General features: G+C 56.4%; 20 protein-coding genes and 1 pseudogene. 11 read left to right on the top strand and 10 right to left on the bottom strand.

What is annotated here, in order from left to right:
* The first annotated feature begins 47 nt into the window (after positions 1 to 47).
* Positions 48 to 1,556 (top strand): carboxylesterase/lipase family protein, encoded by a 1,509-nt coding sequence (locus MUU51_RS07300; RefSeq protein ID WP_258967485.1) that lies wholly within the window; start codon positions 48 to 50, stop codon positions 1,554 to 1,556.
* Here the strand turns inward: MUU51_RS07300 and MUU51_RS07295 are convergent.
* Both MUU51_RS07295 and MUU51_RS07290 read right to left on the bottom strand, forming a co-directional pair.
* On the bottom strand, positions 1,495 to 2,391 hold the full coding sequence (locus MUU51_RS07295; RefSeq protein ID WP_258967484.1) for a LysR family transcriptional regulator: 897 nt from the start codon (positions 2,389 to 2,391) through the stop codon (positions 1,495 to 1,497). The genes MUU51_RS07300 and MUU51_RS07295 overlap by 62 nt on opposite strands.
* Positions 2,392 to 2,437: 46 nt before the next feature.
* On the bottom strand, positions 2,438 to 4,048 hold the full coding sequence (locus MUU51_RS07290) for an FAD-NAD(P)-binding protein (RefSeq protein ID WP_258967483.1): 1,611 nt from the start codon (positions 4,046 to 4,048) through the stop codon (positions 2,438 to 2,440).
* A gap of 148 nt (positions 4,049 to 4,196) precedes the next feature.
* Here MUU51_RS07290 and MUU51_RS07285 point away from each other — a divergent pair, with 148 nt between their 5' ends.
* The 3 genes from MUU51_RS07285 to MUU51_RS07275 all read left to right on the top strand — a co-directional run bounded on the left by MUU51_RS07285 (position 4,197) and on the right by MUU51_RS07275 (position 8,030).
* On the top strand, positions 4,197 to 5,366 hold the full coding sequence (locus MUU51_RS07285; RefSeq protein ID WP_258967482.1) for a pyridoxal phosphate-dependent aminotransferase: 1,170 nt from the start codon (positions 4,197 to 4,199) through the stop codon (positions 5,364 to 5,366).
* A gap of 12 nt (positions 5,367 to 5,378) precedes the next feature.
* Positions 5,379 to 6,152 (top strand): ABC transporter substrate-binding protein, encoded by a 774-nt coding sequence (locus MUU51_RS07280; RefSeq protein ID WP_159774712.1) that lies wholly within the window; start codon positions 5,379 to 5,381, stop codon positions 6,150 to 6,152.
* 222 nt (positions 6,153 to 6,374) lie between these two features.
* Positions 6,375 to 8,030, top strand: coding sequence for a glucan biosynthesis protein D (locus MUU51_RS07275; RefSeq protein ID WP_159774714.1), 1,656 nt, complete (start codon positions 6,375 to 6,377; stop codon positions 8,028 to 8,030).
* A 91-nt stretch (positions 8,031 to 8,121) separates the two neighbouring features.
* Here MUU51_RS07275 and hpxO read toward each other — a convergent pair whose 3' ends face one another.
* Complete coding sequence (gene hpxO, locus MUU51_RS07270; protein WP_159774716.1) at positions 8,122 to 9,279, bottom strand: FAD-dependent urate hydroxylase HpxO; 1,158 nt, start codon at positions 9,277 to 9,279, stop codon at positions 8,122 to 8,124.
* A 163-nt stretch (positions 9,280 to 9,442) separates the two neighbouring features.
* Between hpxO and rimL the strand changes: the two genes are divergently transcribed.
* The gene (gene rimL, locus MUU51_RS07265; protein WP_258967481.1) at positions 9,443 to 10,009 is read left to right on the top strand and encodes a 50S ribosomal protein L7/L12-serine acetyltransferase; all 567 of its coding nucleotides are present in this window, start codon (positions 9,443 to 9,445) and stop codon (positions 10,007 to 10,009) included.
* Here rimL and ydcK read toward each other — a convergent pair.
* Entirely contained in the window at positions 10,001 to 10,981 is a 981-nt protein-coding gene (gene ydcK, locus MUU51_RS07260; protein ID WP_258967480.1) for a YdcK family protein, read from the bottom strand. The two genes, rimL and ydcK, sit on opposite strands and share 9 nt — an antisense overlap.
* A gap of 119 nt (positions 10,982 to 11,100) precedes the next feature.
* On the opposite strand from ydcK, the gene tehB reads away from it, so the two are divergent.
* Positions 11,101 to 11,697, top strand: coding sequence for a tellurite resistance methyltransferase TehB (gene tehB / locus MUU51_RS07255; RefSeq protein ID WP_258967479.1), 597 nt, complete (start codon positions 11,101 to 11,103; stop codon positions 11,695 to 11,697).
* On the opposite strand, the gene pepT is transcribed toward tehB, so the two are convergent.
* Positions 11,694 to 12,926, bottom strand: a complete 1,233-nt coding sequence (gene pepT, locus MUU51_RS07250; RefSeq protein WP_258967478.1) for a peptidase T — start codon at positions 12,924 to 12,926, stop codon at positions 11,694 to 11,696. The genes tehB and pepT overlap by 4 nt on opposite strands.
* Before the next feature lie 93 nt (positions 12,927 to 13,019).
* Between pepT and MUU51_RS07245 the strand changes: the two genes are divergently transcribed.
* Both MUU51_RS07245 and MUU51_RS07240 read left to right on the top strand, forming a co-directional pair.
* Positions 13,020 to 14,612: an ABC transporter substrate-binding protein gene (locus MUU51_RS07245; protein ID WP_159774727.1), complete on the top strand. Its 1,593-nt coding sequence runs from the start codon at positions 13,020 to 13,022 to the stop codon at positions 14,610 to 14,612.
* Between the two features lie 137 nt (positions 14,613 to 14,749).
* Positions 14,750 to 15,418, top strand: a complete 669-nt coding sequence (locus MUU51_RS07240) for a DUF3313 domain-containing protein (RefSeq protein WP_258967477.1) — start codon at positions 14,750 to 14,752, stop codon at positions 15,416 to 15,418.
* Between the two features lie 45 nt (positions 15,419 to 15,463).
* On the opposite strand, the gene MUU51_RS07235 is transcribed toward MUU51_RS07240, so the two are convergent.
* Positions 15,464 to 16,372 carry a DMT family transporter gene (locus tag MUU51_RS07235; RefSeq protein ID WP_159774731.1) on the bottom strand — a complete coding sequence of 303 codons (909 nt, stop codon included), beginning with the start codon at positions 16,370 to 16,372 and terminating at the stop codon, positions 15,464 to 15,466.
* A 186-nt stretch (positions 16,373 to 16,558) separates the two neighbouring features.
* Between MUU51_RS07235 and MUU51_RS07230 the strand changes: the two genes are divergently transcribed.
* Entirely contained in the window at positions 16,559 to 17,431 is an 873-nt protein-coding gene (locus MUU51_RS07230; RefSeq protein WP_159774733.1) for a helix-turn-helix domain-containing protein, read from the top strand.
* On the opposite strand, the pseudogene MUU51_RS07225 reads toward MUU51_RS07230, so the two are convergent.
* A pseudogene (locus MUU51_RS07225) lies at positions 17,411 to 18,571 on the bottom strand (benzoate/H(+) symporter BenE family transporter). The gene MUU51_RS07230 and the pseudogene MUU51_RS07225 overlap by 21 nt on opposite strands.
* 90 nt (positions 18,572 to 18,661) lie before the next feature.
* Here MUU51_RS07225 and MUU51_RS07220 point away from each other — a divergent pair.
* Entirely contained in the window at positions 18,662 to 19,204 is a 543-nt protein-coding gene (locus MUU51_RS07220) for a helix-turn-helix domain-containing protein (RefSeq protein ID WP_258967476.1), read from the top strand.
* A gap of 359 nt (positions 19,205 to 19,563) precedes the next feature.
* The gene (locus tag MUU51_RS07215; RefSeq protein WP_258967475.1) at positions 19,564 to 21,525 is read left to right on the top strand and encodes a peptidase U32 family protein; all 1,962 of its coding nucleotides are present in this window, start codon (positions 19,564 to 19,566) and stop codon (positions 21,523 to 21,525) included.
* Positions 21,526 to 21,576: 51 nt separating this feature from the next.
* On the opposite strand, the gene MUU51_RS07210 is transcribed toward MUU51_RS07215, so the two are convergent.
* The 3 genes from MUU51_RS07210 to MUU51_RS07200 are packed head-to-tail and all read right to left on the bottom strand — an operon-like array spanning position 21,577 to position 24,109.
* Complete coding sequence (locus MUU51_RS07210) at positions 21,577 to 21,702, bottom strand: DUF2474 domain-containing protein (protein ID WP_258967474.1); 126 nt, start codon at positions 21,700 to 21,702, stop codon at positions 21,577 to 21,579.
* Positions 21,702 to 22,712, bottom strand: coding sequence for a cytochrome d ubiquinol oxidase subunit II (gene cydB, locus MUU51_RS07205; protein ID WP_258967473.1), 1,011 nt, complete (start codon positions 22,710 to 22,712; stop codon positions 21,702 to 21,704). The genes MUU51_RS07210 and cydB overlap by 1 nt, the downstream gene beginning before the upstream one ends.
* Positions 22,712 to 24,109, bottom strand: coding sequence for a cytochrome ubiquinol oxidase subunit I (locus MUU51_RS07200; protein ID WP_258967472.1), 1,398 nt, complete (start codon positions 24,107 to 24,109; stop codon positions 22,712 to 22,714). The genes cydB and MUU51_RS07200 overlap by 1 nt, the downstream gene beginning before the upstream one ends.
* Positions 24,110 to 24,124: the final 15 nt, after the last annotated feature.

The following is a 24,124-nucleotide window of genomic DNA, read 5'->3' as shown; positions in this document are numbered from 1 at the left end:
TTTAAACCCGCATAAACTGGGTGCATTGCTGATAAAGGAAGTACGCGATGAATAATCCCTCCGCGCCGCTGGTGCACACCCGGCAGGGCTCCCTGCTGGGGCTGACAGACAACAACATCCACATCTGGCGCGGCATTCCGTTTGCGGCGCCTCCTGTCGGGCCGCTGCGCTGGCGTTCTCCTCAGCCTGTTACGTCGTGGCACGGGGTGCGTGAAGCGCAGACATTTTCACCTGCCAGCTGGCAAAACATCGAATACTGTCGCGAACTGGGCGGCGGTGACCCCGGTCGATTCTCCGAAGATTGCCTATATCTTAACGTCTGGGCGCCCGCGTCACCGGCGAAGCCATTGCCGGTGATGGTCTGGCTACACGGCGGCGGGTTTACCATTGGCGCGGGCAGTTTGCCGCCATATGACGGGCACGCGCTGGCGAAGCGCGACGTGGTGGTGGTCACCGTTAACTATCGGCTCGGTCATTTGGGCTGTTTTTCGCATCCGGCGCTGGACGGTGAAGAGGGCGAGCGGGTCTGCAATTTCAGTCTGTTAGATCAAATCGCGGCGCTGAAATGGGTGCAGGAAAATATTGCCGCTTTCGGTGGAGATAGTGACAACGTCACATTATTTGGTGAATCTGCCGGGGCGCGCAGCGTGCTGTCGTTGTTAGCTTCTCCAAAAGCCAACGGATTGTTTCATAAAGCGATTATTCAGAGCGGATATACGCTGCCAGACACCCCGCTCGATAAAGCGATGGCCCAGGGCGAAGCCGTCGCTGCCCATTTCGGCTTGCAGAATGCCAGCGCAGAACAGCTGCGTGCGATCCCTCCAGAGGCTTTCTGGCCGCTGGAAGGCGCGCTAAAACCCGGCCCGGTTCCGGTGTGCGGCGATGCGGTTTTACCGGAGTCGATGCTGGAGATGTTCTTCACCGCGCGCCAGCATCCGGTGCCCATTATGGTGGGGTCGAACAGCGATGAGGCCAGCGTGATGGCGGTGTTTGGTGTTGACCTCGCCGGGCAAATCCAGAAGCTTCGGCAGGAGCGCCGCCTGGGACTGGGGCTGATTAAGCTGTTGTATCCGGGCGTGAAGGGCGATATCGAACTGGGCCGTCAGGTGTGTCGCGATATGGCGTTTACCACGCTTGGATATGTGGTGATGCAGGCGCAGCAGCGGGTCGGCCAGCCGTGCTGGCGTTACTGGTTCGATTATGTCGCGGAGGCGGAGCATCACATCTATAAAAATGGGACATGGCACGGCAACGAAGTGCCGTATGTGTTCGACACGTTAACTCTGGCGGAGCCTTCGCGTAATTACGTCAACGCGCGGGATGTGGCATTTTCGGCACAGGTGGCCGATTACTGGGTAAATTTTGCCCGCAATGCGAGCGTGGCGTGTGACACGCTACACGGTCCGGTGCGCTGGCCCGCATCAATCAAAGGGCGCGACCGTCTGCTGCGGATCGGGCTGAACAAACGGGCCGGATTCAAAGTGGAAAACCGATTTATGCGTGCACGTCTGGCGCTGTTTCGGCGAGTGATGCGTCATCACGTGACGCTGGATTGAGCAGCCCGCTACGGAACTGGGTCAGCCCGATAGCTTTGGCGGAGACTTCTCTCACCACCAGCCGATAGCTGGCCCCGGTTTTGACGCTCAGCGCGTAGGGTCGCACCAACCGTCCGCTGAGCAAATCCTCTTCCACCAGCGTTTCATCGGCAATCGCCACGCCAAATCCCTGGATCGCGGCGGTGATCGCCAGGTCCATGGTGTCGAAATGTTGATTCTTTTGCATCGCCGAGGTTAACGGCACGGGAAGCTGGGCCAGCCACAATGACCAGTCGGTTTTATCGCGAGTGGGATGCAAAAATGTCATACCTGAAAACTGAGTATTATCCGCTAGCCGATGGCTGACCACCGGCGTCAGTGACTCCTCAAACAGCAAATCGCCTGCATTCATATGGGTGCCAAAAACAATCGCCGCATCAAAGGGTTCGGTTTTGAAATTCACCGAATGTTCAGTGGTGGTGGTGAGCGCAATCTGCATGTCGGGGAAACGCTGCTCGATGTCCACCAGCCGCGGCACCAGCCAGCGCATGGCGCAGGTCGGCGCTTTCAGACGCACCACCGTTTGCTGTTGGCGTGCCTGTTCCGCCACCATCACCATCTGGTTAAACGAGGTCATTAGCTCCGGATAGAGCGCGCTGCCCTGAGGTGATAAACGCAGGCCGCGCGCCAGCCGCTCAAACAGCGGAAAACCAAACCAGGCTTCCAGTGTGGCAATCTTCCGACTCACCGCGCCCTGAGTCAGGCACAGCTCCTTCGCCGCGTGCGTCAGGTTGAGATGACGGGCGGTCACCAGAAAGGTTTCGATGGCGTTCAGGGGCAACTGGCTACGTGACATGCTGGCTCCAGCTATGCAATTTATTCATGGCGAGTATGACATAGCGCTACAACTCGATAAACGGCAATCGCCTACGGCAACGATCGGCCGGTTTTGACACCGCACTGGCGATGTTTTCCCCGATTTCAGCACTGACCGTCAGGCCTTGTACAAACGGCCTGTCATGCATCAAATACGGCAGGGCGCCAAAGGCGATACGCCCGCGCATGCAGGGCGGCTCCAGCAAGGTGTAGTCATCGGCGACGTCAGGAAAATCCTCTCCGGTGGTCTCAAGCTGCTGGCGTAAAGAGGGAAACGGCAAATCTTTTATCTTCATCGATTTCTGCCCGCGGGCATCGATAAAAGTATCGAATTCGTAAGTGCCATCCTGACCCGAAATAACGGTGCCGTTGTCTTTCACCGTCATGGTGTAATCCTCGCCGAGGGCATGCAGACTGAGGATCCCGGCCTCACGCAGGGCCAGCAGGCGGCGAATAGACTGCGGCGGAATAGCGGTGTAGTTATCGATAAACACCTTCGCCAGCCCGTGCTTAAAGCGTTCCCGGTCTGCGTCAGTCAGCGACGGCACGATATCTTCTACCGGCTCGTGAAGTCTCAGAATGGTGTAGCGCCAGGGCACGGTGTGTTTGTCACGTTTATTACGTTCGACCTCCTGCAAATTCGCTTCCGCCCAGTGGAATGGCCCGTGCTGATGACGGTCGGCAAACCATGCTTTCGCGAAGGTATCTGCATTTAAGGTGTGAAGGGCGATTTTCGCGCTCCACGCCGGGTCGGCATGTTCAAGTTCCTTAACGATCAGCGCAAATACGCGGTCGAGTAATCCGTCGCTTCCGGCGGCAATTTCCCGCTGAAGCGCCGATTCCGTCACTATGGCGAGTGGCTCATAGGGAAGTGGGCAGTAAAAATCAGCCTCGGGTAAAATCCCCGAGCGGGAGAGTAGCGTAATCTGCAAGGCCTGGCTGGCATCGTCGAGCGTGAATTGCGTGGGCTGGTCGTCGGTCTCTGTAAACTTCCCGTGCTGCACGACAACGGCCATCGCGGCGTCAATGGCGCTTAACGAGGCCCCCATAATGCCGATGTTGCCCGCGTCGATTTTGGCTTCAATCAAGCCGGACCACGGGCTGGGAAAATACGTGCGCGTCGCCGTGTCGTCGTCCGGCCAGACGTGCCCGGTGGCGATCACCGCTAAATCAAAGGGCGCTGCAACGGCTTCACCTTCAGCCCACAGGGTCACGCCCGCGTCCGTAACCTTGAGGTCCGTGACTTCGCAGGACTCGTTCACCGTAACCTCAAAACCCTGGCGTTTTGCCTGGTCGACTAACTGCAAGAACTGGTCGCGGTAGTATTCCCCGAGTAAAATCCGCGGCAAAAACTGGCGCTCGTGTAAGGTGTCGGTCTGCACGCCATAGCGCGCCAGATGCGCCGGACTCTGACTTTTGAGCCATTCCAGATAGCGGCTAAATATCGGTGGAATTTCAATGCTGGCTATGTTCGCCAGCATCAGGCGGGAGTTGTCTTCATCCGCGTAAGGCATCCCGACGCCCGCTTCCTCGGCGCGTTCATACACCGTAATGGCGACCGGGATCGGGTTCTTCAGTATCGAGAAAAAGGTATAAATGCCGGTTGGGCCACTGCCGACTATCGCGATTCTTTTCATTGTTGCTCACCTGAATTTGCCTGCTGTAAGTCTAGACTCTGCTGCCAGCTATGCAATTTTCTCATGGCTACTATGACAACAATTCGATTGTCGCCTTCTGAGGCTTTGTATTGAATAGTTATGCATATTTACTGAGAAAGGATTGGCAATGACTCTGCGTTCGCCGGTGAAAACCCGTACCAAGCTGCCCGATGTGGGCACCACCATCTTTACCGTGATTGGCCAGCTTTCTTCTCAGCATAACGCCATTAATTTATCCCAGGGCGCGCCAAATTTTGCCTGCGATACGCGACTGGTGCAGGGCGTGACGCGGGCGATGGAAGAGGGGCATAACCAGTATGCGCCGATGACCGGGCTGCATGCTCTGAAAACGCGTATCGCGGAGAAAATTGCCGATTTGTACGGCACGCAGTACGACGTTGACAGCGAAGTGCTGATCACCGCCAGCGCCAGCGAAGGACTTTATTCCGCGATTAGCGGACTGGTTCATCCGGGCGATGAAGTCATTTATTTTGAACCGTCATTCGATAGCTATGCGCCGATTGTCCGTTTACAGGGCGCCACACCGGTGGCCATCAAGCTGACGGTGCCGGATTTCACCGTCAACTGGGACGAGGTGCGCGCGGCAATCACGCCGCGTACGCGGATGATCATTATCAACACGCCGCATAACCCAAGCGGGAAAGTGTTCGATGCCAACGATTTACAACAGCTTGCGGCCTTGACGCGTAACACCGATATTGTGGTCCTGTCTGACGAAGTGTACGAGCATGTAGTGTTCGACGGTCAGCCGCATCACGGTATGGCGACGCACCCGCAGCTGGCAGAGCGCAGCGTAATTATTTCGTCGTTTGGTAAGACTTATCATGTCACCGGCTGGCGTGTGGGTTATTGCGTGGCTCCGGCGGAACTGATGGATGAAATCTGCAAAGTGCATCAGTTTTTGATGTTCTCCGCCGATACGCCCATGCAGTATGCATTCGCGAAACATATGAATGATCCGCAAACCTGGCTGTCGCTGGCGGCGTTTTATCAGCGCAAGCGCGACCTGCTGCAAACCCTGCTGGCGGAGTCTCCGTTTAAGCTGCTGCCAAGCCAGGGCTCGTTCTTCCTGTTGGCTGATTACAGCCATTTCAGTGATGAAAGCGACAGTGAAATGGTGAAACGCCTGATAGTTGATCACGGTGTGGCGACCATTCCGCTGTCGGCGTTTTATACCGACGGGACAGACAACAAATTGATTCGCCTCTCTTTTGCTAAAGATGAGGCCACATTACGGGCAGGCGCTGCGGCCCTGTGTCAGGTTAAATCACGTTAAGGGGCGTTGGCGATGAAACTGAAAGCATTGATTGTGGGCATGGGCCTGTTCTGTTCGGTCTCTTCCTTTGCGGCAGGCGAGCTGCGTTTCGGCGTGGAAGCGGAATATCCGCCGTTTGAAAGCCGGAATGCTGCGGGCGAACTGCAGGGTTTTGATATCGATTTGGGTAATGCCATCTGTAAAGCTGCCGAGCTGAAATGCAGTTGGGTAGAAAGTTCGTTTGATTCGCTGATCCCAGGCCTGGTGGCCAAGAAATTCGATGCCATTAACTCGGCGATGAACATCACCGAGCAGCGGCGCAAAAGTATCGCTTTCACCCAGCCGATTTACCGCATTCCATCGCAGTTAGTCGGTAAAGAAGGCAGCGGGATGCAGGCCACGCCGGAAGGGCTGAACGGTAAAACTATCGGCGTGTTGCAGGGTTCTATCCAGGAAACCTACGCCAAAGAGCATTGGGAAAAGCACGGCGTGACCGTGGTGTCCTATAAAGATCAGAACATGGCATGGGCAGACTTGCTCAACGGTCGCATCGACGCCTCGCTGGTGATGTCTGCTGCCGGGCAGGCCGGGTTCCTCAGCAAGCCGCAGGGCAAAGGTTTTGGCTTTATCGGCAAGCCAGTAGCTGATGACACCATTCTGGGCAGCGGCATTGGCTTTGGCCTGCGCAAAGGTGACGCCGCTGAGAAGAAACAGCTGGATGCGGCTATCGATAAAGTGCGCGCCGACGGCACTATCACCAAACTCGCCGCGAAATATTTCCCGGGCATCGACGTTAGCGTTAAGTAAACCCGCGGATATAAGGCTCCGGCAGCGTTATCGCTCCCGGGGCTTTTGCTTTTTATGGATTGACCAAAATTTACAGCAGGATTCAGGGTCTTCCGATCGCAATTATTTATTTCCCGGTTTAGGCGCATTTTGTACCGCCAGCAATTGGATTATCAGCGTTTTTTGTCTAGAGTGGGCGATTCTTAGCGAAGTCGATTATCACAGAAGGACGCTGACTCAGGCATGAACCGCAGACACTTTATCAAATCTTCAATGGCTGTAGCCGCGGTGAGCGCTACAACTGGAATCGCGTCACTATTCTCCAAAGCCGCACTGGCCGACGACTCGTCGATTGCCGATGGACAAACCCGCCGCTTTGACTACTCCGTTCTGCAATCCATGGCGCGCGATCTGGCGAGCCAGCCGTGGGGCGGCGCACCGAAAGACCTGCCAAAAACCCTGGCAGAGCTGACGCCGCAGGCTTACAACAGCATTCAGTACGACGCCTCTCAGTCGTTGTGGAATAACATCGAAGATCGCAAGCTGGATATCCAGTTCTTCCACGTCGGGATGGGCTTCCGCCGCCGCGTGCGCATGTTCTCCCTCGATACCGTTTCACAGCAGGCGCGTGAAATTCACTTCCGCCCGGAGCTGTTCAAATACAACGACGCGGGCGTCGACACCAAACAACTGGAAGGGCAGACCGATCTCGGTTTCGCCGGATTCCGTACCTTTAAAGCCCCTGAACTGGCGCGCCGCGATATCGTGTCGTTCCTCGGCGCGAGCTACTTCCGCGCGGTCGACAACACCTGGCAGTACGGCCTGTCCGCCCGTGGCCTGGCGGTGGATACCTTCACCGACACGCCGGAAGAGTTCCCGGACTTCACCTCGTTCTGGTTTGAAACCGTCAAACCGGGCGCCACGGTCTTCACCGTGTATGCGCTGCTCGACAGCCCAAGCGTCACCGGGGCCTACAAGTTCACCGTCAACTGCCAGGAAACGCAGGTGATCATGGATGTGGAAAACCACATCTTTGCGCGTAAAGACATCAAACAGCTCGGCATTTCCCCGATGACCAGCATGTTCAGCTGCGGCAACAACGAACGCCGCACCTGCGACACCATTCACCCGCAAATCCACGACTCCGATCGCCTGGCGATGTGGCGTGGTAACGGCGAGTGGGTTTGCCGCCCGCTGAACAACCCGCAGAAACTGCAGTTCAACGCCTTCCAGGACAAAAACCCGCGTGGGTTTGGTCTGCTGCAGCTTGACCGCGATTTCTCACACTATCAGGACGTCATGGGCTGGTACGACAAACGCCCAAGCCTGTGGGTCGAGCCGCGTAACCAGTGGGGCGAAGGCGCCGTATCGCTGATGGAAATCCCGACGACCGGTGAAACCCTGGATAATATCGTCTGCTTCTGGCAGCCGAAGAAAGCGGTGAAGGCGGGCGACGAGCTGGACTTCAAATATCGTCTGTACTGGGCCGCACAGCCGCCGGTACGTTCCCCGTTAGCGCGCGTGATGGCAACCCGTACCGGTATGGGTGGTTTCCCGGAAGGCTGGGCGCCGGGCGAGCATTACCCTGAGAAATGGGCACGTCGTTTCGCTATCGATTTTGTCGGCGGCGACCTGAAAGCAGCGGCACCGAAAGGCATTGAGCCGGTGATCACCCTGTCTAACGGTGAAGCGAAGCAGGTGGAGATTCTGTACGTCGAACCGTTCGACGGCTATCGGATCCTGTTCGATTGGTATCCGACCAACGACTCTACCGACCCGGTTGAAATGCGCATGTTCCTGCGCTGTCAGGGCGATGCGGTCAGCGAAACCTGGCTGTACCAGTATTTCCCGCCGGCAGCGGATAAACGTCAGTACGTTGATGACCGCGTAATGAAGTAAGGCGCGTCAAGCCCGGTGGCGCTCGCGCTTACCGGGCCTACGATTGAGACGTTGTAGGCCCGGCAAAGGCAATGCCGCCGGGCAAAGCCACTCAACCTAACGGGCCGCCGACGATGGTCTCGCGCATCCCGGCCAAAATGCGGTCGCCGGTTTCGTGGTACAAATCGGCGTACCAGGCTTTGGTTTCCTGCATATCTTTGCCGTGGGTCACGTCGCAGCGTTTACGCGCTTTGAGCACCAAATCCTTCACCCGCCAGGCGCGTTTTTCCTGATAGCGCAGCAGGGCGTCTTCAATGCCCAGCGAGTGCGTTTGCAGGGTCATCGCCAGTACCACCGCGTCTTCCATCGCCGCACAGCCGCCCTGGCCAATATCCGGCGTGGTGCTGTGCCCGGCGTCGCCGAGCAGCGCCACGCGCCCGCGCACCAGCGTTTCCAGCGGTTCGATGTCGTGTATTTCAATGCGGTTGGTGGTCTGCGGATCAATCTGCGCAATCAGCTGCTGCACCGGGTCAGCCCAGCCGCTGAAATAGCGCTGTAAATCTGCGCGCGCGGTGTCCCGGTCTTCTGCCAGTCCGGTTGGTAGCGGCACGTCGAAGAAAAAGTAGAAGCGATTCCCGGCGACCGGCATCAACGACACGCGTTTGCCTTCACCGACCCAGGTCGTCCACTGGTTGGCGGGCGCGAGAGAGTCGTCGATAGCGACCAGTCCGTTCCAGTTGACGTACCCGGCGTAGCGGCGCTCTGTCTGATAGCCAATCACCCATGAGCGGATCGCCGAATGCGCACCGTCGGCGGCGACCAGCAGATCCGCTTCGGCGGTGTGTCCGTCTTCAAAGGTGGCGCGCACGCCGTCCGCAAAAGATTCCACGCTCACCACCCGTTTGCCGAACTGCACGTCGTAGCGGCCGTAGGTGTCGAGCAGCATGTCCTGCAGGCCGGCGCGGGCCACCGGCCACGGGCGTTCGCCGACGCTTTGCACCAGCGGGTCGAGGCTGAAACGCGTCATGGTCTGGTTATGGCGGAAATCGCGATAGGACATATACTCCAGTGGTCCCCCTAATTTTCGCAGTTGCTCTTTCATACCCAGCCAATTCAGGCACTTAACGCCGTTTGGCCAGATTGAAATGGCGGCCCCAACCGGTTTAATCTGTTTAACAGCTTCATAAACCTCGGTTTCAATGCCGCACTGCTTCAGGGCGATGGCCGCAGAGAGGCCACCAATTCCACCACCAATCACGATTGCTTTCATCTTGTTGTCTCTCCTTTGGGTTACAAACGAGTAAAGCAAGAGACGTGCCAGCCGGGCGTGCCGCGTCAGCGCGGGTTTTGCGCACTATACCCAGCCATGGCGCACAGTTGTGATGAAGGTGTGCATTGTTTTAGTGCGTTTTCGCTGGCAAAAAGGAGTCATCATGATCGAAGAACTTCCACTGCAGGACGAGACAATCCCGGTTTCAAAGGGGCTTTCGCTGCATGCAGCGCATGAGCGTTTTGTTTCACCGCTGCACCAACTGGTTCTTAGCAATCGCCACTGGCTACAGCATTCGCTGAACTGGCCGCAGTTTGTCGGTGGGGAAGACGATACCCGGCAAAACCTGCTCAGTAACCGGATGTTGCACCAGCGCGGTTACGCCAAGGTTTTCATGATTGTGCAGGGTGATGACGTGGTGGGGGTGCTGTCGTTTAACGCAATCGAACCGCTGAACAAGACGGGCTACATCGGCTACTGGTTAGATGAAGCGCATCAAGGACAGGGGATTATCAGCCGTTGCTTGCAGGCGTTTATGCATTATTACGCGCAGCAGGGTGAAGTGCGGCGGTTTGTGATTAAGTGTCGGGTTGAGAATGAGCGCAGCAACCAGGTGGCGCTGCGCAACGGGTTTTTACTGGAAGGTTGCCTGAAACAGGCGGAGTTTCTCAACGGCCATTATCACGACCAGAACATTTACGGCCGGATAATCGACGAGGTTTTAGAGTGAGCCGAGCAGCGGCGTGCGAGTCACGCGTTCGTCGCCGTTGATAACCTTGCGTCCGCGAATGTGAATGCGGTCGCCGGCATAGGCTTCGATAATGGCGTTGCCGCAGATTTCGACGCGATGCTCGATAACCACATCGCCGATGACCCGCGCGTTGCCCTCAATCAGGATTTTGTCGTCGAGCAGAATCGGCCCGCCGCGCAGCCAGGCGTGACCGCCGATCAGCACGTGATGCTTGAGCACGCAGTTGCCTTCGACCACCGCGTTTTCCGCCACCTGCGAGCTGTATCGCAACGTGGGGATCGCGTCTTCGCCGTTGCCCGCCACCACCCGTGCATTGCCGTAAACTTTCGCGCAGTCACACACCCAGACGTTGTTTTCTTCGTTGCCCTGCAACAGCGCGGCGTCGAACACTTCGGCCCGATGTTCAATAAACGCTTGATCGACCATCGCCTCACCGTAGATTTGCGCCTGATGCACCACCCGGGAGCGGCTAACGGTGGCGCGATCGTAGATTTGCAGATGTTGCGTGCTGTCGGGCGTTAAACCCATGGCGGCGATAATGTCGCACTCGTTGAGAATGCGCGCCTCGCCGAAAATATGGCATTTTCCACGCACCCGCGAATGTTGAACCGTGACGTTGTCACTTATCTGTGCCTGATGGCTGATAATCGCGCCGTCTATCCAGGCGTTATCTTCAATCACCACGCCGTGCGACAGAGTACAGGCCTGCGTAATGCGCGCATTGCCCGTTATCTTCGCGTCGGCAAACACCACGCTATTTTCGTCGTAAATCCAGCAGTCACCGTCGTGACTGAGCGCTGTTTCAGCGTCGATCCAGCCGCCCGCGGTGCCCTGCAGCACGTCAGTGAAATCACGCAGGGCAATAATCTGCCACAAGGTGACGCTTTTCTTTTCGCCATCTTGCTGATAGCTGTATACGCGTGAAATTTCGCTGAGACGGTACTTGTTCATCACTCTTCTCGTAACGGGGGCTTAACATAAACGTAGCAAAGAATCTCAGTGACGCGACCCATAAGATTCTTTTAAAATGCATCTTTAAAGCATAAACCGATAGCCGATAAGGACTCCCGATGACCCGCTGCGATGAAAATTACTTCACTGATAAATACGGCATGACGCGCACCCACTCGGAAGTGCTGCATGCGGCAACGAAAATTGCGCCGGGTAAAACCCTCGATTTAGGCTGTGGCAACGGGCGTAACAGCCTGTATCTGGCGGCGAACGGCTTTGATGTGACGGCGTCGGATAAGAACCCGGCGGGCATTAATCATCTGGAAACGGTTCGTCAGGCGGAAGGGCTCGAGAACCTGCGATCTAAAGAGGTCGACCTCAATACGCTGACGTTCGAGGACGACTATGACTTTATTCTGTCGACCGTAGTGATGATGTTCCTCCAGGCCGACACCATTCCGGGGTTGATCGCCAACATGCAGCGCTGCACCAAACCGGGCGGCTGGAACCTGATCGTAGCGGCGATGGATACCGACGACTATCCATGTAACGTCGGTTTCCCGTTTGCCTTTAAGCAGGGCGAGCTGAAGGATTACTACGCAGGCTGGGAGTTTGACCGTTATAACGAGGACGTCGGTGAGTTACACCGCACCGACGCCAACGGCAATCGCATTAAACTGCGTTTCGCCACTATGCTCGCGCGCAAACCCGCTTAACGCGCAGCCAGCAGACACAGCTGAAGGGCAACGTTGTACGAGGCCTCGAACGATTTCAGCGGCAAAAACTCAAACTTCGAGTGGAAGTTGTGTGCGCCGGTGAAGAAGTTCGGGGTCAGCAGCCCTTTGGCTGACAGCGCTGCGCCATCGGTGCCCCCGCGCATCGGCGTTGGTTTCGGCGTAATCCCCAGGCTTTCCATTGCCTCAAACATCAGGTCGATAGCGCGACGATCTTCACCCACGGCGTTGCTGATGTTGCTGTAGGTATCGCTAATCTGAAATTCCACTTTACCCGTCGGATACTGCGCGGCAATCTTTGCGGCGACGTCGGCAATTTGCTGTTTACGGCGCTCAAAACTGTGCAGGTCAAAATCACGAATATTGGCGCGCAGAATCGCCTGGCTCTGCACCGCGTCCATGCCGTTAAACCAGACGTAGCCTTCGCGGCCCTCGGTGTGTTCCGGCGTTTGCTGACGGTCAAAATGACTGATGTAATCCGTGGCCATCAGTAATGGGTTCACCAGCACGTCTTTGGATGACATTGGGTGGGCGGTTACGCCGGTGAAGCGGATTTCCGCGGCGGCGGCGTTAAAGTTCTCGTAAACAATTTCGCCAAGCTCGCAGCAATCGATCGTCCAGGCGAAATCGACATTGAAGCGACGCTCCAGATCCAGCGCTTTGGCCCCGCGCAGGCCCACTTCTTCATCCGGCACGAACGCCACCACGATATCGCCGTGACGATGTTGCTCCGTCAAATTCTCCAGCAGAGTCATCACCACGGTGACCGCCGCTTTGTTATCCGCCCCGAGCACGCTGGTGCCGTCGCCGAAAATAATCTCTTCACCGGGATAGGCGAGGATTTCAGGATGCTCATTGACGCGCAGCCAGACGTTTTGTTCGGCGTTCAGACAGAGATCCTGACCAGTAAAATGCAGGATTTGTGGATGAATATCCGGTGCTAAACCGACGTCTACGGTATCAATATGGGTGATAAAACCGACGCGTGGCGCACCGTCGACGTTCCCTTTTTTCACCGTGGTGACGGTGGCGTGTTCGTCAATTTCAATGCTCTCCAGACCCAGCTGTGCCAGCTCGTGGGCGAGCTCGCGCGCCATTTCATGCTGACCGACAGTGGTCGGCAGCGTGGTGGCGCTGGCATCGCTTTGACTGGTGATAGCCAGGTAGCGGAAGAAGCGTTGGGTTAATTGACTGGCAAGCGGAGAAGACATAGTGATTCCTTCTTTATTCTAGTTATCAGGTGTTTGCAATTTGTGTTTGATGGTATCAATTGAAGTCTAAATCAATAAGAACAGGAAAAGGACATGAAAAGCAAACTGACAACGCTGGCACTGGCGATAGCGGCCCTGACGGTAAGTTCCACCGTGGCGGCGAAGACGCTGGTGTACTGTTCGGAAGGATCACCGGAGAACTTTAACCCGCAGCTCTACACCTCGGGGACCAGCGTCGATGCCAGCGCTGTGCCGGTGTATAACCGGCTTGTGGATTTCACACCGGGTACTACGGTACTGGTGCCAAGCCTCGCGGAAAGCTGGGACGTGAGCGACGACGGGAAGGTCTACACCTTCCATCTGCGCAAGGGCGTGAAGTTCCAGAGCAACAAATACTTTACCCCGACGCGGGATTTCAACGCCGATGACGTTATCTTCTCGTTCATGCGTCAAAAGGATGAAAACAACCCGTATCATAAGGTGTCCGGCGGCAGTTATTCCAACTTCGAAAGCCTCGAATTTGGCAAGCTGATTACCCAAATCGACAAAGTGGATGACCATACGGTACGTTTCACCCTGGCGCACCCGGAAGCGCCGTTTGTGGCGGATCTGGCCTGGTATTTCGCCTCGATTCTCTCCAGTGAATATGCCGATGCGATGATGAAAGCGGGCACGCCGGAGCGCGTCGACATGAACCCGGTAGGGACCGGACCATTTAAGCTGGCGCAGTACCAGAAAGACTCCCGCATTCTGTACACTGCCTTCCCGGATTACTGGCAGGGCAAGGCTAAAATTGACCGACTGGTGTTCAGCATCACGCCGGATGCCTCGGTGCGTTATGCCAAGCTCGAGAAAAACGAGTGTCAGGTAATGCCGTTCCCCAATCCGGCCGATTTGCCGCGCATGAAAGAAAACAAAGACATTAACCTGATGAGCAAGGCCGGGCTGAATACCGGTTTCCTGTCGTTCAATACCCAAAAGCCGCCGTTTGATAACGTGAAAGTGCGTCAGGCGCTGGCGATGGCCATTAACAAACCGGCGATCATTGATGCGGTATTCCACGGTACCGGTACGGTCGCGAAAAATCTGCTGCCGCCGGGCGTGTGGAGCGCCGACAGCGCGCTGAAGGATTACGATTTCGACCCGGAGAAAGCTAAAGCGCTGCTGAAAGAGGCGGGTTATCCCGACGGTTTAAGCGTCGATTTATGGGCGATGCCGGTGCAGCGACCGTATAACCCGAACGCCAAGCGCATGGCGGAAATGGTCCAGGCTGACTGGGCGAAAATCGGCGTCAAAACCACCATCACGACCTATGAGTGGGGCGAATATCTGAAACGGGTGAAAGACGGTGAGCATCAAGCCGCGCTGATGGGCTGGACAACGGCGACGGGCGATCCGGATAACTTCTTCGGCCCGCTGTTTACCTGCCAGTCAGCCAACGGCGGTTCGAACTCGGCGAAGTGGTGCTATGCGCCGTTCGATAAGCTTATCGCTGAAGCGAAATCGATAACCGATCAGCAGAAACGCACCGCGCTGTATCAGCAGGCGCAGCAGATGATGCACGACCAGATGCCCGCGGTAATGATTGCCCATTCGACCATTTTCGAACCGGTGCGCAAAAACGTCAGCGGTTATGAAATCGACCCGTTTGGTAAGCATCTGTTCTATCAGGTAGATGTAAAATAAACCCTACATATCACCTGTCATTTCGGCAGGTGATCATTATTTTACGAATATATTCGCCTTCGCTTTTTTTCCTACAACATTATCCGTGACGTTTTGCTATAAAGAGGGCGCATTTGTACTTTTACAGGGACTCATTTATGCGTAGCAAAACTATTTTTAAAGTGGCCGCCATTGCAGTCACGTTAGCGTTAACAGGATGTGCATCTAAAATCGCTCAGCCGGAGAAGTATTCTGGCTTTCTGAAAAACTATTCTAACCTTAAGGAAACGACTTCTGCGTCTGGGAAGCCGGAACTCCGCTGGATTGACCCGAATTATAATCCGGCTGATTGGGATAATATTGTTTATAACCCAATTGTATATTATCCGGTGCCTAAACCGACGACCCAGTTTGGCGAACAGGCAATGGCTGAGATACTGAATTACACCAACCAGGAAATGAAAAAAGCGATTTCTGAAAGGAAACCGCTGGTCACCACCGCAGGCCCGCGCAGCCTGATTTTCCGTGGTGCCATTACCGGAGTGGATTCAAGCAAAGAAGGGCTACAGTTCTACGAGGTCATCCCGGTCGCGTTAGTGGTAGCGGGAACGCAAATGGCGACAGGGCACCGCACCATGGACACCAATCTCTATTTTGAAGGCGAGCTTATCGATCCGAAAACCAATAAGCCAGTGATCAAAGTGGTACGTAAAGGTGAGGGCCAGGACCTCGCGAACGAGAACACTCCCCTGACGGCGGAAACGCTGAAAGCGGTAATTGATGAGATGGCGATTGATGCCGTGAAATTTACGCCGAATCAGTCGTGAATTTGAAGTCATTCTGAGAACCGGCGGCGCAAACCGCCGGTTTTTTTATGCCGCGCTTTTACGCATCACGCCGCGTTTAAACCAGGTTTCCGGTTTCGCAAACATCACCAGATTACCCACCAGAATCAGCCCCAGGCCAAACACCGCATTGGCGTGCCAGACGTAACCCTCATAGAACGTAGAAATGGTCAGCGCCACCAATGGGAACAGCAGGGTGCTGTACGCCGCGTTGGACGGGCCGATGCGTCCGACGAGGGTAAAATAGGCCCCGAAAGCGATAACTGAACCGAAAATCGCCAGATACAGCAGCGCCCCCATGTAACTGAAGGTGAACTCAGGCATGAAATTATCGCCGCGGATCAGTGCAATCACGCCCATAACTATCGTGCCGTACAGCATCGCCCAACTGTTGGTGGTCAGCGTTTCCAGTCCTCGGCGCTGGTGGCGAATACTCAGCATGTTGCCCAGCGAGAAGCCGTACGTGCCCAATGCGCTCAGGCCGATGCCCATCAGTAGTTCGGTGCTCAGGCCGCTGGCCTGCAAATCATCCCAGAACAGCGTCACGATGCCGATTAACCCGAGCAGGGCGGCGAGGTAAAAACGTCCCGGCGGCTGCTGGCGGTAAAACAGGAAGCTGTTGATGGCGTTAAACAGCACCGCCATTGAGAAAATCACCGATTCCAGCCCGGTGTTGATCCACTTCGCCGCGGTGTAAAAACACCAGAAGTTAAAGCAGAACACGCAGCAGCCCTGGATGATGCAGAACAGATGATCGCGCACCTGCAATTTACGCAATCGACCCATCACTTTCAGCACCACCATCAGGGTGACGCTGGCGACGGCAAAGCGCCAGAAAATCGACACTGGCGCAGCGACCGGCCCCTGTTGCAGGAAAATCGCAATCCAGGTGGTTCCCCAGATAACCACCACCAGAAAATAGAGCAGCACATTCATTATTTTTTTCTCTGTTCAGTCAGTAATAGTCCGAAGTGTGACCGACGGCGCAAAAGCGTGCTTGCAGGAGATTGCTGGCGAGTTGCATATTCTTGCGCATTTTTTCAATCGCAGACGGAGTAAAGCTGGCAAGGGCGGGCGACAATTCATAGACTGTCACTCTGATTCACTGCCACAACGACAACGATGTCTGAAACCTACGGTACGTTTGAAACCCTGCGCCAACAAAACGCCGTCCTGCGGGACACGGTGGCATTGAATTCCGGCATTCAGCTGGCGGCCTGGTTCAATCAAAACGATACCGTGACGGTGCAGAGCGACCATCACACGCTCAGCCTGTACGTAGCCGATGGCTATGAGAGCTATCACAAAACGCCTTACGGCTGGAAAAATGGCGGGGGGCCGGACCGTTTTTGTCTGATGCCGAAAGACAGTGAATCGAGCTGGGATATCCGCGATAACCTGTCGTTTGTGCATCTGTATTGCACGGATGCACACCTGCGCGAAACCGGAGAGAAAATCTGGGATCGCAGCCCGACGTCGTTTCGTCTTGACGAAAAAACCTTCGCCACCGATGACAAAATCACCGCGCTGTACCGCCATTTTCTGCTCGACGCCGACTGGCAGCAGCAGGCCAATCATCTGGCCCTCAGCTCGGCGACCACGCTGTTGTTAACGCATTTAATCCAGCATTACACCAGCGCGCAGTGGCAGTTGCCGAAAGTGACCGGCGGGCTGGCACCGTTTGTGCTGCGCAACGTGCTGGCCTACATGGAAGCGAACCTTGCTCAGCCGCTGACGCTGGCGGATTTGGCGCAGGAAGCGGCGCTCAGCGAATATCACTTTGCGCGCATGTTTTCGCTGTCGATGAAAATGGCGCCGCATCAGTACGTGATGCAGCGCCGGATGGCGCGGGCGCAGGAGCTGGTGCGTCACACCGCGCTGCCATTGACCGACATCGCGCTGGCCTGCGGCTTTAGCTCCGCCAGCCACTTCAGCAACCGCTTCAAAAGCGCGCTGGGGATGACGCCATCCCAGCTACGCGCGGCGGGCAAGTGACAGCAGGCTAAAACACATTCCGCCCGCCACGAGTCCCCAAAATGCCGATCCGACTCCGGACAGTGTTAATCCGCTGGCGGTGACCAGGAAGGTGACAATCGCCGCATCCCGTTCGTTTTCTTTCGCCAACGCCTGCACCAGGCTGCCGCTGATGGTGCCGAGCAGCGCCAGGCCCGCCAGCATCTGGATCCAGGCGACGGGCAACGCCGCCATTAATGACGTAATCGACCCGCCGAAAATGCCTGCCAGAAGATAAAAACCGCCTGCCGTCGCGGCGGCTTTCCAGCGCTGATCGGCCTGCGGATGCGCTTCCGGACTTTGGCAAATCGCGGCGGTGATCGCCGCAATACAAATCGAATAAACGCCAAACGGCGAAAAGGCTAACGCGATACCGCCGGTTATGACGATTAACAATGACACTGGGGCTGAATATCCGGAGGCTTTCAGGGTGGCGATGCCCGGCGCGTTCTGCGACGCCATCGTCACCAGAAAGAACGGCAGGCCGACGCTCAGCAGCAGCGAAGGGGTAAATTCCGGCGCGATGTAGCGCGGCATCACAAACGCCAGATGCAGCGTGTCGCTGTGCAGTTCGCCGGAGTAAATGGCGACCGCGCTGCCCGCCAGCAGTGCGGCAACCACCGCATAGCGCGGGGCGAGGGCTTTAAATACCAGCCACGCCGCCAGCATACTGCCGCACAGCAGAATATTGGTTTGCAGGCTGGTGAAAGCCTACAAACCAAAACGTAGCAATATCCCGGCGAGCATCGCCGCCGCCAGTGAATGCGGGATGATTTTCATCAGCCGCGCAAATAGCCCGGTCAGCCCGCACAGCACAATCAGCGCGTTGGCGAAAATGAAAATGCCCACCGCCTGATTCAGCGTCACGCCTTGTAATCCCGTTACCAGCAGCGCCGCGCCAGGCGTCGACCAGGCCGTCAGCACCGGGACTTTGCGCCACAGCGTCAGGGCCAGCGTGCTGACGCCCATCGCCAGGCCGAGCGCCGTCATCCAGCCCGCAATAGTGTGCGCATCGGCCCCGGCGGCGGCCGCGGCCTGCCAGATGATGGCGGCGGAACTGGCATACCCCACCAGAACCGCGACAAAACCGGCCAGCAGAGTAGAGAAAGGAAATGAGCGCATAAAACCCCCTGTGCGTTATAACGTCCGGAAGAAATGTAGCATTGGGCGTTATAGCGCACAAGTGGTAAACTTTGGCAAAAAGGAGCCGCCATGAACATTGCACAACACCTGGCCACCACGCTGAAAACCCTGCGTCAGCAGCGCGAGTGGAGCCTGTCAAAGCTTTCGGAAGAAACCGGCGTGTCGAAGGCGATGCTCGGGCAAATCGAACGCAACGAATCCAGCCCGACGGTGGCCACGCTGTGGAAAATTGCCACCGGGCTGAATGTGCCGTTTTCGCTGTTTATCAGCCCGCCGGAAAGCGAGGTCACGGCCTACGATCCGCAGCAGCAGGCGATGGTCGTCACCCCCATTTTCCCGTGGGACCCGGTTTTGCACTACGATCATTTCGCCATTACCCTCGCACCGGGTGCAATAAGCGAATCCACGCCGCATGAAACCGGGGTGATTGAGCACGTGGTGGCGATTAACGGCACCCTGGATATGTGTCTCGACGGGGAGTGGCAGTCGGTGCAACAGGGCCAGGGATTACGCTTCGCCGGGGATAAACCGCATGCGTACCGCAACAGCACCGACAGCACTGTGTTGTTCCATTCGTTAATCCATTACCCAAAAGAAAAAGCCGCCGACTAAGAGCCTGGCCCATAAGGGCTATTTTATTTGTCATTTTGAACCTGGGCCGTGCTCAAAATCCTCACGTACTACGTGTACGCTCCGGTTTTTGCGCGCAGTCCGTGTTCAAACTGCCTGCAACAATAACGCCTACTGGGCCAGGCTCTAAGCTGCGGCAAAAGTGACAGTTCACAACGTGACGAGGAAAAATCCGGAATACGCAGCCACTGTACGGCGTTGTCGCTGCGCCCGGAAATAGCAATTTCTTCAATGCTTTGCCGCTATCTGGAAAAAGGCCATTCTTATGGCGTGGAAAATGATTTCGCCGCGCCTCACTTCTGACTACAATAGCCGCCATTTTGACCCAACGGATAATAACGATGCGCCTGCAAAACCATCATCTTGAACTCCTGAGCCCGGCCCGTGACGCCAGTATTGCCCGTGAAGCGATTCTTCACGGCGCGGATGCGGTGTACATCGGCGGTCCTGGCTTTGGTGCCCGTCACAATGCCAGCAACAGCCTGAGCGACATCGCCGAGCTGGTGCCGTTTGCCCATCGCTATGGCGCAAAAATTTTCGTGACGCTGAACACCATTCTTCATGATGATGAGCTGGAGCCTGCGCAAAAGCTGATTACCGACCTGTATCAGACCGGCGTGGATGCGCTGATCGTGCAGGACATGGGTGTCATGCAGCTCGATATTCCGCCGATTGAACTGCACGCCAGCACCCAGTGCGACATTCGCACCGTCGAGAAAGCCAAATTCCTTTCCGACGTTGGATTCAGTCAAATCGTGCTGGCGCGTGAGCTGGACTTGCAGCAGATCAAAGCCATTCACCAGGCTACCGACGCCAACATCGAATTCTTCATTCACGGCGCGCTGTGCGTGGCGTATTCCGGCCAGTGCAACATTTCTCACGCCCATACCGGACGCAGCGCCAACCGCGGCGACTGCTCCCAGGCGTGCCGTCTGCCATACACCCTGAAAGATGATCAGGGCCGCGTGGTGGCGTACGATAAACACCTGCTGTCGATGAAAGACAACGACCAGACCGCTAACCTGGCGGCACTGATCGACGCGGGCGTGCGCTCCTTCAAGATTGAAGGGCGCTACAAAGACATGAGCTACGTGAAGAACATCACCGCGCATTATCGCCAGATGCTGGATGCGATTATCGAAGACCGCGGCGACCTGGCGCGTGCTTCCGCCGGGCGCACCGAGCATTTCTTCATTCCGTCGACCGACAAAACCTTCCATCGCGGCAGCACCGACTATTTCGTGAATGCGCGTAAAGGCGACATCGGCGCGTTCGACTCGCCGAAGTTTATCGGCCTGCCGGTGGGTGAAGTGCTGAAAGTCAGCAAAGATCATCTCGACGTCCAGGTGACCGAACCGCTGGCGAACGGTGACGGCCTGAATGTGATGATCAAACGTGAAATAGTCGGTTTCCGCGCCAATACGGTGGAGAAAATTGGCGAAAGTCGCTATCGCGTGTGGCCGAACGAAATGCCTGCGGATCTGTATAAAGCGCGTCCGAATGCCGCGCTTAACCGTAACCTCGACCACAACTGGTCGCAGGCGCTGACCAAAACCTCCAGCGAACGCCGCATTGCGGTGGATATCGAAGTGGGCGGCTGGCAGGAACAGTTGATCCTGACCTTAACCAGCGAAGACGGCGTGACCGTGACCCATACGCTGGACGGCAATTTTGAAGAAGCGTCGAATGCCGAAAAAGCGATGAGTAATTTACAGGACGGCGTGGCGAAACTCGGCCAGACCATTTACTACCCGCGTGACGTGCAGGTGAACCTGCCGGGCGCGCTGTTTGTGCCCAACAGCCTGCTGAACCAGCTGCGTCGTGAAACGGTGGAGATGCTCGACGTGGCGCGTCTGGCCGCATATCAGCGCGGCAGCCGCAAAGCTGTTTCTACGCCTGCGCCGGTGTACCCGGAAACGCATCTGTCGTTCTTAAGCAATGTTTACAACCATAAAGCGCGTGAGTTTTATCATCTCTACGGCGTGCAGCTGATTGACGCCGCGTATGAAGCGCACGAAGAGAAGGGCGACGTGCCGGTGATGATCACCAAACACTGCCTTCGTTTTGCATTTAACCTGTGTCCGAAACAGGCGAAAGGTAACATTAAGAGCTGGAAAGCCACGCCGATGCAGCTGATCAACGGCGACGAAGTGTTGACCCTGAAATTTGACTGCCGTCCGTGCGAAATGCACGTCATCGGTAAAATGAAAAATCACATCCTCAAGATGCCGCATCCGGGCAGCATTGTGGCCTCGGTCAGCCCGGATGAATTGATGAAGACCTTGCCGAAGCGCAAAGGCTAATGCCTGATGGTTTGCAGGCCCGGTAAGCGCGAGCGCCACCGGGCAACCTGTTTATGACGTAAACCCCGCCGCGCTCATCAGCAGCCGGAAAAACATACCCATCGCCGCCAGCGTCAGCACGCTACCGCCCCACAAAATCACCATCCACAATAGCTGTTTGTATAAAGGTTGTTGCATCAGTGATACCCCTCGCCAGTCTGTACTTTTCCGCGAAACACGTAATAACTCCAGAAGGTATACACCAGGATTATCGGGATGATAATCAACGCGCCGACCAGCATGAAGCCCTGACTTTGTGGCGGCGCCGCGGCCTGCCACAGGCTGATATCCGGAGGAATAAGATTCGGCCAGATGCTGACGCCCAGCCCGCTAAAGCCTAAGAAAATCAGCCCCAGCGTCAGTAAAAACGGTGCTGCATGACACGCATTATTCGCCAGCGTGCGCCACAAGCCAAAGGCCACAATCAGCGTCAGACCCGGAACCGGCAGCAAATACCACAGGTTCGGCAGGCTGAACCAACGTTCTGCAATCGCCCCGTGCGCCAACGGCGTCCACAGGCTGATAACGGCAATCACCGCCAGCATCGTCAGCGTTAATCCTTGCGACACGCGCCGCATCTTGCCCTGTAAGGGATACTCACTTTTCATCACCAGCCACGTCGCGCCGAGCAGGGCATACGCCACCACCAAACCGACGCCGCAGAACAGGGTGAACGGCGTCAGCCAGTCGAAAGCGCCTCCGGCGAACGCCCGGTTTTGAACGGGAAAGCCGTTAAGCACCGCGCCAACCACTACACCCTGACAGAACGTGGCGAGAATCGAGCCGCTCAGAAAAGCGCGGTCCCAGAACGGGCGGTGTGAGGGTGTGGCGTTGAAGCGAAATTCAAAGGCCACGCCGCGAAAAATAAGGCCGATCAGCATTAACGTCAGTGGGATGGTTAAGGCGTCGATGATCACCGCGTAGGCCAGCGGAAATGCGCCGAACAGCGCCGCACCGCCGAGCACCAGCCAGGTTTCGTTCCCGTCCCACACCGGGGCGACGCTGTTGACCATCACGTCGCGCTCGTCGATACCGCGCACGAACGGGAACAGAATGCCGATGCCCAAATCAAAGCCGTCCATCACGATATACATCAGGGTGGCGAAAACGATGATCACAAACCAGATAACCGATAAGTCGATGCCCATTAGCGGGTCTCCTTATGTTGATAACCGTCGATTGCAGCAGAAAGTGGGCGAGCCGGTGTGCCGTGGGGGTCGGGTTCCCAGACTTTCGGCCCTTTACGGATCAGCCGAATCATGTAGCTGTAGCCCACGCCAAATACCGACGAATAGACGATAAAGAACGCCAGCAGGCTAACGCTCATATGCAAATCACCGTGCGCCGAGACCGCATCTTTGGTGCGTTGCAGGCCGTACACTACCCACGGCTGGCGGCCAACTTCGGTCGTTACCCAGCCCGCAAGAATGGCAATCAGCCCGGACGGTCCCATCCACAGCGCAAATCGCAGGAACGGTTTACTGGTATACAGGCGCTCGCCTTTACGCAGCCACAGCGACAGCCCGCCGAGCAGCAGCATTAGCACCCCGAGCCCGGCCATCGTGCGGAATGACCAGAACACGATGGTCGAATTGGGCCTGTCTTCTTTGGCAAACTCTTTCAGCGCCGGGACCTGTTTATCAAGACTGTGCGTCAGGATCAGGCTGCCGAGCGCCGGGATTTCCAGCCCGTAGCGGGTGCGTTCCTGTTGCATATCGGGCCAGCCGAAAATCAGCAGCGGCGTCGGTTCACCTGGCACATTTTCCCAGTGTCCTTCGATGGCGGCGATTTTCGCCGGCTGATGCTTCAACGTATTCAGGCCGTGCATATCGCCGACCAGCGCCTGGATCGGCGCGACAATCAGTGTCATCCACAGCGCCATCGAAAACATCGCGCGAATAGCGGGGGTGTTATTACCTTTCAGCAAATGCCAGGCGGCAGATGCGCCGATGAACAGCGCACTGCTGAGAAACGCGGCGATGGTCATGTGCAGCAGGCGATACGGGAACGAAGGGTTAAACACCACCGCGAACCAGTCGACCGGCACCACCTGGCCATTGACGATTTCAAAGCCCTGCGGGGTTTGCATCCAGCTGTTCGACGCCAGGATCCAAAACGTTGACATCAACGTGCCCAGCGCCACCATGCAGGTGGCGAAAAAGTGCAGGCCCGGGCCGACTTTATTCCAGCCGAACAGCATCACGCCGAGAAAACCGGCTTCGAGGAAGAAGGCGGTCAACACTTCGTAGGTCAGCAGCGGGCCGGTAATGCTGCCCGCGAACTGTGAGAATCCGCTCCAGTTGGTGCCGAACTGATAGGCCATCACCAGCCCGGACACCACGCCCATGCCAAAGTTAACGGCGAAAATTTTCGACCAGAACGCCCATAGCGAGCGCCAGACCGGTTTTTTGGTTTTCAGCCATAATCCTTCGAGTACCGCCAGATAACTGGCAAGCCCGATGGTAATGGCTGGAAAAATAATGTGAAAAGAGACCGTGAACGCGAATTGAATTCGCGCCAGATGAAAAGCATCAAGACCAAACATGGACAACCTCGATAT

The organism is Scandinavium manionii (assembly GCF_024764775.1).
Taxonomy (GTDB): domain Bacteria; phylum Pseudomonadota; class Gammaproteobacteria; order Enterobacterales; family Enterobacteriaceae; genus Scandinavium; species Scandinavium manionii.
Note: the sequence above shows the minus strand (reverse complement) of the source record. Positions and strands in the feature narration are given on the sequence as shown.